Origin of the sequence: Rossellomorea sp. YZS02 (assembly GCF_033963925.1) — a bacterium.
Taxonomy (GTDB): domain Bacteria; phylum Bacillota; class Bacilli; order Bacillales; family Bacillaceae_B; genus Rossellomorea.
Genome location: NZ_JAXBLY010000020.1, coordinates 1 through 16,737 on the forward strand (window position 1 = coordinate 1; position 16,737 = coordinate 16,737).

The window sequence follows — 16,737 nt, forward strand, 5'->3', positions numbered from 1 at the left end:
GGCTCAGTAGCTCAGTTGGTAGAGCAATGGACTGAAAATCCATGTGTCGGCGGTTCGATTCCGTCCTGAGCCATCTTACAAAAAGTACTGCGACGACTTTGACTCTCGTAGTACTTTTTTATTATGTTCTGTAACACTTATGTAACATTCAACCCCGCTTTCCTCTAATTATTACCAGCACTATTTCAATGACAAATCCACCTTTTGACCCATTTGATTCCCACTATGACAAGGATCTTTCGCTATATACGAAAAGGATATGAACTGACAAATTATACAGTTATATTACAATCATCATTCTGCGTCCCGGTTTTCGTCGAATTATGGTAAATTAGTAAAGTACGAATTTTATAGAATTTGACTAAATTAGGCATAATGAACTACCGTTAACCGGGATTTTTGCTTTAGTTTATAGGAGGCAAGTCAATGAGTTTTGGAAAGAAGTTATCACCCTTTTTAGAAAAACTTAATATTCGACATAGATCAAATCAATTTGTGAAACGAGTGGGAATAACGACACTCGCACTTTCCACCTTAACGTTTTCTTCAGCGACGGCGTCTAACGGGTCCGAAAACGACTTGCAAACCATCTATCATGTGTACATGGGTGATGAGTATGTAGGGGCTGTTACAAATGAGGAACAGGTGAAGGACGTTTTAGAAGAGAAGCTTGAGAAGGCACAGAAGGAGTACAGTGATTATCAGGTTGATTTTAATCAAGACATAACATACATACCTGAGAATGTATTCGAAACGGTTAAAACCAATAATCAGCAAGTCATCGAAAGTTTAAATTCATCTGTATCAATTGAAGCGAATGCGTTTGCTTTGGTTGTCAACGATAAACCAGTTGCTTATGTAAAGGACGAAAAGGCGGCTGAAGAAGCGCTAAAATCGTTTAAGCTTAATTATGTTTCTGAAGAAGAGCTTAATGAATATGAAGATCGCACAAAGGATTCTACATCTACTTCTTTACCCCCATTGAAAGAAAATGAAACCCGTTTGTTGGATGTTTCATTTAAAGAGAATGTGGAAACGAAGAAGGCACAAGTGAAGCCGGAAGAGTTAAAGTCTCCGAAGGAAGCTGCTGAGCTTCTTAAAAAAGGAACAGCGGAAGAGAAGAAGTATAAAGTCCAGGAAGGCGATGCGTTGAGCACGATTGCTGCAGATCATTCTATAACGACAGGTAAATTGCTGGAGTTAAATGAAGATTTGAAAGAGGACGGTGCTTTGAAAGTAGGTACAGAGGTAAATGTAACTGTGTATGAGCCTCTTGTTCATGTTCTCGTTAAGAAGGAAGCCAATAAAATTGAAAAAATCGCCTACGAAAAAGAAGTCAAGGAAGACTCTTCAATGAATAAAGGCGATACGAAAGTGAAGCAGGAAGGTCAAGATGGAGAGAAATCCGTTACGTTTGAAACGACAGAGGTAAACGGTTCTCAAACCGATAAAAATGTTAAAGAAGAGAAAAAACTGAAAGATCCAGTGAAATACATCCTGATTAAAGGAACAAAAGCCACTCCGTCCAGGGGTTCTGGAAGTTTTGCATGGCCGACGAATGGCGGTTACATTTCTTCCAAGCAGGGACCTCGCTGGGGGAAAATGCATAAAGGGATCGACATCGCACGTCCAAGTGACCGCACCATTAAATCCGTTGATAACGGAAGAGTCGTTTCAGCCGGATGGGATGATGGTGGTTATGGAAATAAAGTCGTCATCGATCATGGGAATGGTTATAAGACCATCTATGCCCATCTGAATTCCATTTCTGTTTCTGCCGGTCAAACGGTCGAGAGAGGACAAAAACTTGGAATTATGGGAGAAACAGGTGAAGCAACGGGTGTTCACCTTCATATAGAGGTATACAAGAACGGATCGCTGATTAATCCATTGGATGTACTATAATGATATAGAGGATATCAAGCAAGGGACTGACACAATCATTTTATTTGTCAGTCCCCTTTGTTATATTTAGATTGTAGTCAACAAGCATGGGAATAAAGGGTATGATAGAGTTAAAGATGAATTAATATGGAGAAAGTGATAAATTAAAAGGAAGAATCCTATACTAATCACAACTTTATATGATACATTACTTTTTTCTAAAGGAGATCAAACGATATGGAAAAGAAAATATTAGTCGTTGACGATGAGAAACCAATTGCAGATATATTACAGTTTAATTTGAAAAAAGAAGGATATGAGGTTCACTGCGCGTATGATGGGGATGAAGCCGTCAAGATGGCAGAGGAAATCAAGCCGGATCTTGTCCTTCTTGATATTATGCTTCCAAATCGCGATGGGATGGAAGTGTGTCGTGAAATCAGGAAGAAGTATGAAATGCCGATCATCATGCTGACGGCGAAAGACTCTGAAATCGACAAAGTATTGGGTCTTGAGCTCGGAGCGGATGATTATGTGACAAAGCCTTTCAGTACACGGGAATTGATTGCAAGGGTGAAAGCGAACCTGCGACGCCACCAGCATGGAGCACAGCAAAATGTTGAAGATGAGAATAATGAAATCACCGTCGGCTCCTTAACGATTCATCCCGATGCATACGTTGTATCAAAAAGGGGAGAAACGATTGAACTGACGCACCGTGAGTTCGAGCTTCTTCACTATTTAGCAAAACATATCGGACAAGTCATGACCCGGGAGCATTTGCTTCAGACGGTCTGGGGATATGATTACTATGGGGATGTGCGTACCGTCGATGTGACCGTGAGACGTCTCCGTGAGAAAATTGAAGATAATCCAAGTCACCCTACCTGGATCGTAACACGTAGAGGAGTCGGTTATTACTTACGAAATCCTGAACAGGAGTAATATGGAATGAAGAAAGTTGGTTTAACCCGTTCGATTCATTTGAAATTTGTTCTGATATACGTTCTGCTCATCCTTCTCGCTATGCAAATCATCGGGGTTTATTTCGTGAGGGAACTTGAGCAGAAGCTGGTGGAAAACTTCCAATCTTCCATTACGAATCGAGTGGAATTATTAGAATACACCATCAAGGAAGAAATGATCAAAGAGCGTGAGGACGATGATCCCACACAGGAAGAAGACATTAGAAGAATATTAGAAGACAGCAGCAAGAATTCAGATATTGCCGAAATCAGGGTCATCGATAATCGAAAGCGGATCATCGGTACTTCTGATCCGAATAATCAAAAGCTTGTCAACAGGGTGACGTCTGATAAAGATATAAAAAGGGTCCTTGCACTCGGTGTTACTTCTGAAAATACGTACCTTGACGACCGGACACATGACCGTATCTGGGTCCATGCGAAACCGATCGAATCCAATAATGAAGTGATCGGGGCCATCTATATCGTTGGTGAAATCGAGCGGGTATATGATCAAATGAACGATATTAATAAAATCTTCACCAACGGGACCATCATCGCACTCGTCATCACGGCTATCCTGGGGGTTTTACTCGCTCAAACCGTCACCCGGCCGATATCCGATATGCGAAAACAGGCACTGGCCATGGCGAAAGGGAACTTCTCCAGAAAGGTTAAAGTGTATGGGTATGATGAAATCGGTCAACTGGCCATCACGTTCAATAATCTGACAAAGCGCCTCCAGGAAGCGCAGGCTACGACAGAAGGTGAACGAAGAAAGCTATCATCCGTTCTTTCCTATATGACCGACGGGGTTATTGCCACCGATCGAAAAGGAAGGGTCATCCTTATTAATGATCCCGCGGCAAGCATGCTGAATGTTTCACGTGAAACAGTCGTTTCCCAACCGATCATTTCACTGTTGGGATTGGATGAGGAGTATACGTTCGATGACTTGTCCAATGAGCAGGAGTCCATCATTTTAGATTACAGCACAAAGGATAAACCCTATATCCTGAGGGCTAATTTCTCTATCATTCAAAAAGAGACTGGATTTGTGAACGGTCTGATTGCCGTTTTACATGACATCACGGAACAGGAGAAAATCGACCTTGAGCGAAGGGAATTCGTAGCCAATGTATCCCATGAGCTCAGAACGCCGCTGACGACGATGAGAAGTTATCTCGAGGCATTGGCAGAAGGTGCCTGGCAGGATGAAACAATTGCCCCTCAATTCTTGGATGTCACGCAAAATGAAACGGAAAGAATGATCAGGCTGGTCAATGATCTTCTACAACTCTCTAAAATGGATAGCAAAGACTATCGATTTAATAAAGACTGGGTCGACTTTATTCTATTCTTCCATAAAATCATTGATCGTTTTGAAATGACGAAAAACATCAATGTGACCTTCGAGCGCTACCTACCGGACAAGGCGTTATTCGTAGAAGTGGATCAGGATAAAATCACCCAGGTGTTGGACAATATCATTTCAAATGCATTGAAATATTCACCTGAGGGTGGAACGATTACATTTAAAGTGAAAGAAAAAGATGGTTATATTGAAATCAGCGTATCAGATCAAGGGTTAGGGATTCCCAAGGAAAATCTGGAGAAAATCTTTGAACGTTTCTACCGTGTCGATAAAGCCAGAACAAGACAAATGGGTGGTACGGGTCTCGGTCTTGCGATTGCGAAAGAAATGATTTCAGCACACGGCGGTGACGTATGGGCGACAAGTAAGGAAGGGAAAGGTACAACGATCATCTTTACTCTCCCATATGACGTCGGACAAGAGGATGATTGGTCATGAAATACGAAAAAATAAAATCGATTATATTAACCTTACTTGTTTGCATCAGTATCTTCCTGACCTTTAACCTTTGGACATATCAACCGGGATATGACACAATCGACAGCAATGAAACCTTTGACGTATCAGTAGGAGAAAAGATGAAGGAGCCTAATCTTTCAAAGATATTGATCAAGCCATACGAGCTTTTTTATCATGCAGGCAATAAGACGGTCGGGACGCTTGATGGAGAAGCAATGGACAATGTGATAAAAGGTTTGAGCAGCTGGACACTGTTTGATTTGAAAGACTACTCAAATCAATATACGAAAGACGAGATGAAAGCCATCACTCAGGGTGAAAAGAAAGTCGAGATTGTATTTCCTGATAATGTGCCATTTTCCGTCTATAGCCGCGTCATCCATTTCGAAGATAAAAATATTCCGACGGCCTCGTTCGATCGAATCGTCATTGATTTGAACACGGTGAACTCGGATGCAGGAACCATCTATTTTGCCTCCCTTGATTCCGGTAAGAAATATTTTTATGAATGCCGGGTGAATGTGGAAAGCTTACAAAAATTCGAGAAAATGTTCTTGAAAAAGGTTGCTTCTTATGATGAATATATAGAGCAGCCCCTGAATTCCAACAAAAATATCTTTCTTCCAAAGTATCCGAAAGACTATAAGAGCTATCGATTCTACGCTGATACTCTATCGTTGGAAGATTTTAAGAAAGCACTATTCAGTGACCCCAACAACGTGGAAGTCAAAAAGAATACCTTTATCAATATACCAAGCTTCATGAAGACGGATGAAGAATACAGCACTCTTTCGTATATCAATTTATCTGTCGATAGCGATTCCGCCATCGCTCCAGCGTCTCTCTTGCAAAAAAGCATGGAATTTGTGAATGATCATGGTGGGTGGACGGATGATTATCATTACTTTTCCAGCAGCACCGTTGAAAATAAGGTTGTCTACAGATTGTTCATGGAAAACCATCCGGTCTTTAACGAGAATCATATGGCCGAGGTCATTCAAGAGTGGGGAACGAATTCCATCAGTAAGTATGAAAGACCGTACTTTACACTGGACATGGTGTCGAAAAATGCAATCAGAGACGTGCAGCTTCCTTCCGGTGCCTCTGTCCTGTATGCGTTGAAGAACAGCTCGAAAGAACTGGAAGACGTAGAGGATATTGTCGTCGGATACAAGATGACCAGGGATACAAATGAATCCAACAAGAAGTTCTTACTATTCGAACCTTCCTGGTACTATAAGCTTAGTGGAAACTGGATAAGGGTCCCGCTGGAAGAATTGGAGGCGTTCTAACAGATGGATTGGAGTAAAACAAAGAGCATTTTCATTATCGTCTTTTTGGTTCTGGATATATTTCTCCTGACCATATTCATGAATAAAATCAGGGAAAGCAATCCCGATACATTAGGGCAGACCACAATTGAAGAAACGTTAAAAGCGGCCAATATCAAGTACCCTCCAAAGTTGTCCAAAGAACCGGTGAAAGATGCCATCATCAGTGCCAGCACGAAAAAAATCAGCGAAAAAGATCTGGAAAAATTAAAGGATCAAGAAGTGAATGCCGTCAATGACAATACAATCAATTCAACTTTGAAAGAACCTGTTTCCATAAGTGAAAATTTTTCTCCGGATGAATTAAAGGATTTTCTAAAAAAGCACATCCTAAATGGAGAGCAGTACAGCTTCTGGAAATATAGTAAAGAAGAACAGACCATTGTCTATTTTCAGATGTTTAAAGACCGGAAAATCTTCAATAATGCCAATGGGAAATTGATTCTCTATTTGAATACAGACCGCGAAATCGTTTCGTATAAACAAACATTGTTGGATAACCTGAAAGAATCTACGGGGAAAAAACAGCTGGTTACCCCTTTTGATGCCCTCAGGTTCCTGGTGGAAAACAATGAGATTGAAAATGGCAGTGAAATTGTCGGTGTACCGAGCCTTGGGTATTCAACCTTCGGACCCATCGATGAATATCAGGTATTGGCCCCTACCTGGCATTTCGTCGTCGAAAAAAATGACAAAAAAGAAGATGTATTTATTAATGCCGTTGAGGCACAGATCGTAGAAATCACCAATCCAGAAAAAGAAACATAGGAGTGAGCGTTATGACGATGCATTTTAGTGTACTTGCGAGCGGCAGTACAGGAAATGCAATATTTGTCGAGTCAGAGGAGCACTCTTTCCTTGTCGATGCCGGTTTAAGCGGCAAGCAGATGGAAGGTTTGTTCAGTCAGATAGACCGGAAGATAGAAGATCTGTCGGGGATTCTGGTCACTCATGAGCATAGTGATCATATTAAGGGAATCGGTGTCCTGGCAAGGAAGTACAAGCTTCCGATTTATGCGAACGATAAGACCTGGAATGCCATGGACGGCTTAGTGGGGAAAATCGATACGGAGCAGAAGTTCTCCTTTGATATGGAAACGGCCAAGCACTTTGGGGGGTTGAGCATCGAGTCCTTCGGTGTATCACATGATGCAGCTGAACCGATGTTTTATATCTTCCATCATGGGGATAAGAAGCTGGTTCTGGTCACGGATACAGGTTATGTAAGTGACCGGATGAAAGGGATCATCTCGAATGCCGATGCCTATGTGTTCGAAAGTAACCATGATGTCGGGATGCTTCGCATGTGCCGTTATCCTTGGAATATCAAGCGACGGATCCTCAGTGACTATGGCCATGTGTCCAATGAAGATGCGGCCATTGCCATGAGTGAAGTGATGGGAGACAACACAAAAGGAATCTACCTGGCCCATTTGAGTCTGGATAATAATATGAAAGACCTGGCAAGGATGAGCGTCACTCAGACACTCGAGTCCCAAGGAATCATAGTAGGAGAACAAATTGATCTATTTGATACGGACCCTAAAGTTCCAACGCCTTTAGTTGCCATTTAAGCCGGTTCAAATGTTTACGATGTCTCTTATGAAGGTATGAAAAAGGTGAGGACTATTGTCTTCACCTTTTTGTGTTTACATAGAATGACACGGGTGTCGTCCAGCTCCGTCGGCTAGAGGCATGAGATCATATGCCAAGAACTTCATGAGCGCATTTTCTATGTTCTCGTCATATGCATTTACCTCTGGTCATTGCGTCTGCGTTTTTGTGTCGTCCATATCCTGCCGTAAGCAACCTCCCCTCCACTCTTGGGTTTGATTATGAAATTCTTACCTTTTTTTCATCATTTTTTAATTTAACCTGACTATAATCGGGCTTGGAAAGATAAAATAACAAAAGGAATAGCTGGTAGAAAGGATGAAGATATATGGGATATTATGACGGTAATCATTCTGAAGGCAGGACAGGCAGACAAAAGGGAAACCGGGGCGGGATGTTTCTTGCAGGGTTATTGGGAGTCATCCTCGGTGCAATCCTCGTAGTCGTAGCCATCCCGCAGCTGACGAACTTTGATATATTACCCTATTCGGTCCAGCCGGATCAGGATCTGAAAGAAACCGATCAGGCTTACCATAACGGCACCACTCAGAATGTTTCAGTCAATGTGACAACGGATGTCACGAAAGCAGTAGAAAAGACGGGAGATTCTGTAGTAGGAATCACGAATATCCAATCCCAAAGCTTCTGGGGTCAGGGTGGTGGACAGACCCAGGATCAACAGGCAGGGACAGGGTCCGGTGTCATGTATAAAAAAGAAGGAAATACCGTTTATATTGTGACCAATAATCATGTTGTCGAAGGGGCAGATCAATTGGAGGTTACCCTTGCTGACGGTACAAAGGTTCCGGCAAAGCTTCGCGGTACTGACGTTTGGACAGACCTTGCCGTCATTGAAATCGACGGAAGCAAGATCAAGAAGGACGATATCGCCGAGTTTGGAAATTCAGACGAGCTGAAAGCAGGAGAGCCTGTCATCGCCATCGGGAATCCCCTTGGCCTGCAATTCTCAGGTTCTGTGACGCAAGGAGTCGTCTCAGGTGTGGAGAGAACGATACCCGTCGATATCAACCAGGATGGTATGGAGGATTGGAATGCAGAGGTTCTCCAGACCGATGCAGCCATCAACCCGGGTAACAGTGGTGGAGCGCTTATTAATATTTCCGGACAGCTGGTCGGCATCAACTCCATGAAAATCGCCCAGGAAGCAGTAGAAGGTATTGGACTTGCCATCCCAATCAATTCAGCCAGACCAATCATAGAAGACCTTGAACAATACGGTGAAGTGAAGCGTCCGGCAATGGGTGTCACCCTTGAAGACGTCAATCAGATCTCTGCTTACCACCAGCAGGAAACCTTAAAACTGCCGAAGGATATCAATTATGGTGTCATGATCAGACAAACCGTCCCGAATTCACCTGCTGCTCAAGCTGGCTTGCAAGAGCTTGATGTCATCACAGAACTTGACGGTGAGAAGATCCAGAATGTAATTGATCTCAGGAAGCATCTATACAATAAAAAAGAAGTGAACGATCAAATGAAAGTCACCATCTACCGGGATGGTAAGAAGCAAGAAGTCACGATGAAATTAACGGACGAATCGCGATTATAGAATGTGGATAAAACGAAAAGCAGGAATGGCACGTGCCCTTTCCTGCTTTTTCTTTACATGATATGATAATTGTGGATAAGTATATATACATGACTTTAAAAGTATGATGAGGAGGAAACGACATGATTTACTGTTGCTTAGACCACGTGGAATTAGCCATGGATATTGTCGTAGATGAGCATGAGGTAGCGCCTCAATTAACAGAGCTGTCTGAAGAAGTGAAGTTATCCACAACCTGTGAATATTGTGGGAATAACGCCGTATATATAGTGGCGAACTAATATTCCCATACCATATAAAGAAACGGATTGTGGATATGTGGATAGTTTCTGTGGATAACGTGTTTGTAAATTGTTTGTAAAGCGAGTGTGGATGTGTGAATATCACCATAGTAACGATTGGAAAGTTGAAAGAAAAATATTTAAAGCAGGGCATCAGCGAATATGTGAAGCGTCTTGGTGCGTATGCAAAAATCGATATTGTTGAGCTTGCGGATGAAAAGGCCCCTGAAGTGCTGAGCGATTCTGAAATGGAGCAGGTAAAAAATAAAGAAGGAGAGCGGATTTTGTCCAAAATTTCTCCCGATCACCACGTCATCGCCCTGGCCATCCAGGGGAAAATGCGCTCTTCAGAAGAGCTTGCCGATAACCTGGACAAGCTTGCTACGTACGGGAAAAGCAAAGTGGCGTTTGTGATTGGAGGATCATTGGGTTTGAGTGATGACGTGATCAAACGGTCAAATGAGACTCTCTCGTTTTCGAAGATGACTTTTCCTCATCAATTGATGAGGTTGATATTGGTGGAGCAGATTTATCGGGCTTTTCGGATAAATCGGGGGGAACCGTATCATAAATAACTGAGTCTGTTAGCCAAATGCCTCTCCTAATTGTAGGGGAGGCGAAAATATCATGAGTTTTCTAAGGACAAATAGAAGTGACAAGAATATAGATTGACAAATAAGAAAATTCTTTTAGACTAAAAGTAGTTCTTTCCTCAAATTTCTCTGAAAAAATTCCTTTCAAACTAACTACTCTGTAATTCTTCATTTGCTTTTTTCTTCTCTCTAGTTGAAACCACATATCTTTACTCCTCTAGACTTTACACTCATAAATTTCAAAAAATCTTTCCAAAATTTAATTCAATAATGGAGATGATTCATTCTTGGCATCAATTATGTATGCTATTCAATGCCCCTGTTGTGAACGTACTGCTTATGTTGATGATTATTACAAAACGGATGAGAAGTACATCTTTTGTATGGTGTGCGGTTATTACTTCACTAAAACAATAGAAAAGTATACCGAAAACTCTATTAAGTACAAGGTAGAGGAACGTAAAGGTCACGGTATGTTTGTATTGGAAAATAATGATGGGAATTGCAAAAAAGTGATGTTGAACGATAGTCTAACAGTTACGCAATTAGAAGAGTTAAAAGCATCCCTTAAGGATACGAATGTTAACCAGGAGAAAAGCTACTTAATTTCTTTTGAAAACGGAGTGTTTACCATCCTATTTGGGAACCCACCGGAACATTTTTATTTATCATTTGAAGCGTATCGGAAAAGGATGATTGCCAAGTATGGAGTTCCTGAATATGATTTTATGGTTCCTATTGATGGATAGTTAAGTGGAAAAATTGAGGAAAGAACGGTTTTCAAATTCAATTAGTTTATCGGATGTTTTTGAAAAACAGGCTAAAACTCGTTGGATAGTAAGGAGGATTGCTATGGGATTTGAAGCAGAATACCAGAGTTTTTTGAATGTACATGCTCAGAAAAGAAACGGGGAACGGTTGAGGCGTTTACAAGAAGGTCACAGTCAGGCTGAAATGTTGTTTTTGAAACAGGTTTGGTGGCCTTCATTTTATCACTTTCAATATCTTCATCCAGAATTTGAAATCAATGATTTTAAGGATGGAAAACGGTATTTAGATTTTGCTTACATTCGTCCAGCCATCCGGATTTGCTTTGAGATAGACGGTTATGGTCCTCACTTAAAAAATATAAGCAGGTGGCAATTTTCCGATAGTCTGGAACGTCAAAACCAGTTAGTGATGGACGGATGGACTGTCATCCGCTTTTCTTATGACCAAGTGAAAGAAAAACCTCGTCGATGTCAGCAGGTTGTACAGCAAGTGATTGGCCGATGGCTAGGTGATGGGCTGGAGCAGACCACTCTAACCTATGCCGAAAAGGAAGTGCTCCGGCTAGCGATCCGAAAAGGAAAATCGATCTCCCCTATAGAAGTTGGGAAGTATTTGAACCTAACAGACAAGACGGTAAAAAGATTACTCTCTCAACTTGTTGAGAAAAAGATGTTGATTCCCGCATCTGGGGTTAAGAGAATCCGCTCTTATCGCTTAGGGGAGCAGGTTAAACACTCTATCTGATAAATAGACGGAAAAATTCCGCTTAATTATTAAATCAAACTTAAAATAGCTTAAATAAACGGAGAAATTCCGTCTATTGACTCAAATAACGTCAAAATGGAGAATTGTCCTTTGCTTAGACGGAAAAATTCCGCTTAAATACCCTCAAAATGAGCTTCAACCTATATATAACCGGAAAATCTCCGCTTAATTTAAATCCTCTGATTAAAATCAACGGTGATAAATTAGAAACAGGAAATCTAAGAGAACATCATGTTGAGTATGTAATCCCTTCTGTTGACAAAACCTCCACAAGCCCTTAAAATTATCAACTATTCAACGAAGTTATTACGATCAAAAATTATTTAATAGAAAGCTATGATTGCCATGGATCATCCCATGGCAGGAGCAGCTTCTGGAGAGACCGTGGGGATTCCGCGGCGCCGAAGGGTTCATTATCTCAGGCAAAAGGACAGAAGAGTATCGGATATTTTTTTGGTGTGCGCTCATGCCAATTGATATTTGTTATTCTTATGACCACGAGATTGGAGCCCATCCAATCTCTTTTTTGTGCTTATTTTTACTGGTTGTAAGGAGGAGTTAAGGTTGGAACAACGAGAATTAAAGAGGGATCTATCAAACCGGCACGTTCAGCTGATCGCCATCGGGGGTACGATTGGTACGGGGCTGTTCTTAGGTTCCGGTAAGGCGATACAGCTTGCCGGTCCCTCTATCATCTTTGCTTATTTGATTGTGGGTATTGCCCTGTTTTTCGTGATGAGATCACTTGGGGAGCTGTTGTTATCGAAAGACGGGTTTCAATCGCTGCCAGACATTGCGGAGGAGTATCTTGGACCCCGGTTCTCCTTTGTCACGGGTTGGACGTACTGGTTTTGTTGGATCATGACGGCGATGGCCGATGTGATCGCGGTTGGTGTGTATGTGAACTATTGGTTTGACATTCCACAGTGGGTCCCTGCCCTCATCTGTGTCATCATTTTGTTGGGACTCAATCTATTAACGGTCAAATTATTTGGGGAATTGGAATTTTGGTTTGCTTTAATCAAGGTCATCACCATCCTTGGGTTAATCGTCCTTGGTGTCATTTTGTTGGTGATTGGGTTTAAGACAGATGCTGGAGCGGTTACGGTTCAGAACTTGTGGGACCATGGAGGATTTTTCCCGAATGGAATGTCAGGGTTCCTCCTTTCTTTCCAAATGGTCATCTTTGCCTATGTCGGTGTGGAATTAGTCGCCGTATCGGCAGCGGAAACATCCAATCCGAAGAAAAATATCCCCTCCGCCATCAATAAAATTCCTTTAAGGATCTTATTTTTCTACGTGGGAGCCCTGGCCGTCATCTTGTTCATCAATCCATGGGTGGAGCTGAATGCTGCGGAAAGTCCGTTTGTGAAAACATTTAGCCTGGTCGGGATTCCGCTGGCGGCAGGAATCATTAATTTTGTCGTGTTGACGTCAGCCGCTTCCGCTTGTAACAGTGGAATGTTTTCTACGAGCCGGATTCTTTATCATTTGAGTAAGGATCATCAGGCATCGTCTCATTTTTCCAAATTGAATCAAAACCATGTACCGAGTAACGGATTATTCCTTTCCACATTGGTCATATCAGTGGGGGCATTGTTAAGTAAGCTTATACCGGAACAGGCCTTTGGGATTGTGACGACCATCAGTGCCATATGCTTTATTTGGGTATGGGGCATCATTCTGATCTGTCATATCAGGTATAAAAAAACCCGTCCGCACTTACATGAGAAAGCCACATTTAAAGCACCGTTTACACCATTCATCAATTACGTGGTGCTTACAATGTTTGCAGCGATCCTGGTGATTATGCTGTTTTCGGATGCGACACGGCCGGCCTTACTGTTGACTCCTCTATGGTTTATTGTCTTATTTATTTTGTATCGGATGAGGAGCAAAAGGTAGCACTCATTGTTACAATGGAAGTGAGACGAATCCATTAGGGGGAACGAGATCATGACATACGATAAAGTCCGTTGGGGAATCATCGGCTGCGGAGATGTGACGGAACGGAAGAGTGGACCGGCTTTTCAAAAAGTCGAATATTCCGAGCTGGTAGCGGTTATGCGCAGGACGGGGAAGCTTGCGAAAGATTATGCGGATAGACATGGGGTTCCGAAGTGGTACGATGATGCCGATGAGCTGATTAACGATCAGGAGGTGGATGCGGTTTATATCGCCACGCCTCCAGGCTCGCATATGGAGTATACCCTTAAGGCGGCGGCTGCCGGTAAGCCGGTTTATGTGGAAAAGCCGATGGCCCGGAATTTCAAGGAATGCACGGAGATGTTGGCAGCTTGTAAGAGTGCGGGCGTTCCGCTGTATGTCGCTTATTACCGTCGGGGGCAGGAGCGATTTTTGAAAATAAAAGAACTGCTGGATCAAAACAGCATTGGTGACGTTCGATTTGTCTCCTCGACTCAATATCAGAAGGCAAGAGACGATGTAATGGATTGTGATCATCTTCCTTGGCGGGTTCAGCCTGATGTCGCCGGTGGAGGGTTATTCTTTGATTTGGCCAGTCATACGCTGGATATCCTTGATTTTCTCCTCGGACCTATTCAAGAAGCAAAGGGCTTTGCTTCCAATCAGGCAGGTTATTATGAGGCAGAGGACATTGTGACAGCAACGTATCGGTTTGCCTCGGGCGTTCAAGGGGTCGGAAAGTGGTGCTTCACGGCTTTTGAAGATGTGGATAGGAATGAAATTGTCGGAAGTAGAGGGAAGATCAGCTTTTCCACTTTTGGTGATGATCCGGTCACGCTGAAAACAGCGGAAGGTCAAGAACAGTGGAGTTTTGAACGACCGATGCATGTACATCAGCCATTGGTGGAAACGATTGTGAAAGAGTTAACCGGCGGTGGCGGTGAATGTCCGAGCACGGGAGATTCCGGAGCGCGGACGAACTGGGTGATGGATTCGATTGTCGGGAAATAAAGGATGTTTTATTCTATGAAGAGTGCATGTTTCTTGCAGTTTAGGTGTTGCAGGACATGCACTTTTTAAATGGAGATTTGTGAAATGGTGAACAAGTCGGTGTTAAAAATAGAGAGGAAAGCCTTCGAAGCTCCCCTCTCTCTGACTTTATTTCGTTACTGAAAACCCTTCATCTTCCTTGACTCGATCTGCATATTCATCAAGCAGAGCACGGACTTCATCTGTGGATTCTGATTCCATCAGACGATTACGGAGCTCACTCGCTCCACGGAATCCGCGCACGTAGATCTTGAAGAAGCGGCGAAGCGGTTTGAACTGACGCGGCTCAAGTTCTTCAGAGTACTGGTCATGAAGATCAAGCTGGAGACGCAGAAGATCGAGAAGCTCCCCGCTTGTGTGCTCTTTCTTCTCTTTTTCAAAGGCGAATGGATTGTGGAAGATCCCACGTCCGATCATAATGCCGTCCACTCCATATTTCTCTGCGAGTTCCAGTCCCTTTTGACGGTCAGGGATGTCTCCGTTGATCGTCAGAAGGGTATGAGGAGCGATTTCGTCACGGAGCTTCTTGATCTCAGGAATCAGTTCCCAGTGAGCATCGACATCGCTCATTTCCTTTTTCGTACGGAGATGGATGGAAAGATTGACGATGTCCTGTTCCAAAAGATGCTTCAGCCAGTCGTACCATTCGTCGACCTTGGTATAGCCGAGGCGTGTCTTCACGCTGACGGGAAGGCCTCCCGCTTTCGCTGCCTGGATGAGCTCCGCTGCCGTATCCGGACGGCGGATCAGACCGGAGCCTTTCCCGTTGGCTGCGACATTATGCACCGGGCAGCCCATATTGATATCAATTCCTCGGAAGCCCATTTCAGCCATACCGATACTCATTTGACGGAAGTATTCAGGCTTGTCCCCCCAGATATGGGCGACGATCGGCTGTTCATCATCCGTGAAGGTCAGACGCCCGCGTACGCTGTCCTTTCCTTTCGGATGACAGTAGCTTTCTGTATTTGTAAACTCTGTAAAAAACACATCTGGTCTTGCCGCTTCACTGACAACATGACGGAAAACCACATCGGTCACGGCTTCCATCGGTGCCAGAACAAAGAACGGCCGAGGTAACTCATGCCAAAAATTATCTTTCATACTCTATTTAAACCCTTTCCTTTAGGGAAACATGTTCCCAAAATTAAAAAGTAACATACTTCAGTTCTATCCAATCAGGATGGATTCCAACCAGTATATACTTTAATGGTAATAGGCAAAAAGTGCAAGGGAACGAGACGTTTTGATGTAAGGGAAATATTTGAAGTCTATCATGCATACCTAAGTGTTTTTCTCTTGTAGTCTTAAAGGTAACGTAGAAGATGGAATAATGAGAGCCGTTTCAAGAAATGTAAGTATATTCTGTAAAAAATTGTTATAATGTTTTTTGTAGAGGAGTGCAATATACGACAGTAAAGGGGAGCGGTCAATGTCTGATTACAATGAAAATCCATTAATCAAGAACGAAGACAAGAAACCAAAGATCAAAGTAGAGAGAAAAGAAGGGGAACCGACGGCGGCTTTTAAAGGAGCGAGCTGGGCGGCCTTGGTGGTAGGTGTTTCCGCTTATCTGATCGGCTTATTCAATGCCGGAATGGAGCTGAATGAAAAAGGGTATTACTTTGCCGTATTGGTATTCGGTCTTTACGCAGCTGTATCCCTGCAAAAAGCGGTTAGGGATAAGGAAGAGGATATTCCTGTTTCCGGTATCTACTACGGTCTCAGCTGGTTCGCCGTCATTGTCGCGATTGCCTTGATGGCCATCGGTCTTTATAATGCCGGAAGCATCATTTTAAGTGAAAAAGGATTTTATGCCATGTCATTTGTGCTTAGTTTATTTGCGGCCATCACGATTCAGAAGAACATTCGTGATACGCAGGTGGCTAGAGATAAAGATTGATCATGAGGGGCGGTACTGATTGCAGTACTGCCCTTTGTCGTTCAATAAATGTAAAAATCTACATTTCGCCTAACTCCAATGAATGAAACTTTCCCTAATATATGTAAAAATACGCAATGAAATAAATAATGACGCAATTAAGGGCCGAAATGACGCAAATAATAAAAAAATGACGCAATCCATCAGGAAAATGACGCAATCCCTTCCCATTTTTAGCTCAACTAGCAGTAGAGAGGTGAACCATACCTCA

15 protein-coding genes, 1 tRNA gene and 1 riboswitch are annotated in these 16,737 nt (G+C 42.7%); of the genes, 15 read left to right on the forward strand and 1 reads right to left on the reverse strand.

Annotated elements, in window-relative coordinates:
* The 14 genes from SLH55_RS17865 (at nucleotide 1) to SLH55_RS17930 (ending at nucleotide 14,545) form a co-directional block, all read left to right on the forward strand.
* A tRNA-Phe gene (locus SLH55_RS17865) sits at nucleotides 1-73 on the forward strand.
* A gap of 353 nt (nucleotides 74-426) precedes the next feature.
* Nucleotides 427-1,905, forward strand: a complete 1,479-nt coding sequence (locus SLH55_RS17870) for a M23 family metallopeptidase (RefSeq protein ID WP_320324158.1) — start codon at nucleotides 427-429, stop codon at nucleotides 1,903-1,905.
* A gap of 216 nt (nucleotides 1,906-2,121) precedes the next feature.
* Nucleotides 2,122-2,829, forward strand: coding sequence for a response regulator YycF (gene yycF / locus SLH55_RS17875; RefSeq protein WP_098351380.1), 708 nt, complete (start codon nucleotides 2,122-2,124; stop codon nucleotides 2,827-2,829).
* Between the two features lie 6 nt (nucleotides 2,830-2,835).
* On the forward strand, nucleotides 2,836-4,662 hold the full coding sequence (gene walK / locus SLH55_RS17880) for a cell wall metabolism sensor histidine kinase WalK (protein ID WP_219165551.1): 1,827 nt from the start codon (nucleotides 2,836-2,838) through the stop codon (nucleotides 4,660-4,662).
* A complete protein-coding gene (locus tag SLH55_RS17885) occupies nucleotides 4,659-5,975 on the forward strand; it encodes a YycH family regulatory protein (RefSeq protein ID WP_320324159.1) in 1,317 nt (438 codons plus the stop codon). The genes walK and SLH55_RS17885 overlap by 4 nt, the downstream gene beginning before the upstream one ends.
* 3 nt (nucleotides 5,976-5,978) lie before the next feature.
* Nucleotides 5,979-6,782, forward strand: coding sequence for a two-component system regulatory protein YycI (locus SLH55_RS17890; protein ID WP_320324160.1), 804 nt, complete (start codon nucleotides 5,979-5,981; stop codon nucleotides 6,780-6,782).
* Between the two features lie 11 nt (nucleotides 6,783-6,793).
* Nucleotides 6,794-7,588 (forward strand): MBL fold metallo-hydrolase, encoded by a 795-nt coding sequence (locus tag SLH55_RS17895; RefSeq protein ID WP_219165548.1) that lies wholly within the window; start codon nucleotides 6,794-6,796, stop codon nucleotides 7,586-7,588.
* A 368-nt stretch (nucleotides 7,589-7,956) separates the two neighbouring features.
* Nucleotides 7,957-9,198, forward strand: a complete 1,242-nt coding sequence (locus tag SLH55_RS17900; RefSeq protein ID WP_219165547.1) for a S1C family serine protease — start codon at nucleotides 7,957-7,959, stop codon at nucleotides 9,196-9,198.
* A 122-nt stretch (nucleotides 9,199-9,320) separates the two neighbouring features.
* Nucleotides 9,321-9,479 (forward strand): CxxH/CxxC protein, encoded by a 159-nt coding sequence (locus SLH55_RS17905; protein ID WP_320324161.1) that lies wholly within the window; start codon nucleotides 9,321-9,323, stop codon nucleotides 9,477-9,479.
* A 95-nt stretch (nucleotides 9,480-9,574) separates the two neighbouring features.
* Nucleotides 9,575-10,054 (forward strand): 23S rRNA (pseudouridine(1915)-N(3))-methyltransferase RlmH, encoded by a 480-nt coding sequence (gene rlmH / locus SLH55_RS17910; protein WP_320324162.1) that lies wholly within the window; start codon nucleotides 9,575-9,577, stop codon nucleotides 10,052-10,054.
* 305 nt (nucleotides 10,055-10,359) lie between these two features.
* Nucleotides 10,360-10,821, forward strand: a complete 462-nt coding sequence (locus SLH55_RS17915; protein WP_320324163.1) for a hypothetical protein — start codon at nucleotides 10,360-10,362, stop codon at nucleotides 10,819-10,821.
* A gap of 103 nt (nucleotides 10,822-10,924) precedes the next feature.
* The gene (locus SLH55_RS17920; RefSeq protein ID WP_320324164.1) at nucleotides 10,925-11,587 is read left to right on the forward strand and encodes a DNA-binding response regulator; all 663 of its coding nucleotides are present in this window, start codon (nucleotides 10,925-10,927) and stop codon (nucleotides 11,585-11,587) included.
* Between the two features lie 384 nt (nucleotides 11,588-11,971).
* Nucleotides 11,972-12,052, forward strand: a riboswitch (glycine riboswitch).
* A 120-nt stretch (nucleotides 12,053-12,172) separates the two neighbouring features.
* Nucleotides 12,173-13,513, forward strand: coding sequence for an amino acid permease (locus SLH55_RS17925; protein ID WP_219165542.1), 1,341 nt, complete (start codon nucleotides 12,173-12,175; stop codon nucleotides 13,511-13,513).
* A gap of 51 nt (nucleotides 13,514-13,564) precedes the next feature.
* Nucleotides 13,565-14,545 (forward strand): Gfo/Idh/MocA family oxidoreductase, encoded by a 981-nt coding sequence (locus SLH55_RS17930; RefSeq protein ID WP_320324165.1) that lies wholly within the window; start codon nucleotides 13,565-13,567, stop codon nucleotides 14,543-14,545.
* Nucleotides 14,546-14,692: 147 nt separating this feature from the next.
* Here the strand turns inward: SLH55_RS17930 and SLH55_RS17935 are convergent, their stop codons facing one another.
* Nucleotides 14,693-15,688 carry a tRNA dihydrouridine synthase gene (locus SLH55_RS17935; RefSeq protein ID WP_219165540.1) on the reverse strand — a complete coding sequence of 332 codons (996 nt, stop codon included), beginning with the start codon at nucleotides 15,686-15,688 and terminating at the stop codon, nucleotides 14,693-14,695.
* Between the two features lie 328 nt (nucleotides 15,689-16,016).
* Here SLH55_RS17935 and yiaA point away from each other — a divergent pair, with 328 nt between their 5' ends.
* Nucleotides 16,017-16,487, forward strand: coding sequence for an inner membrane protein YiaA (gene yiaA / locus SLH55_RS17940; RefSeq protein ID WP_219165539.1), 471 nt, complete (start codon nucleotides 16,017-16,019; stop codon nucleotides 16,485-16,487).
* The last annotated feature ends 250 nt before the right edge of the window (nucleotides 16,488-16,737 follow it).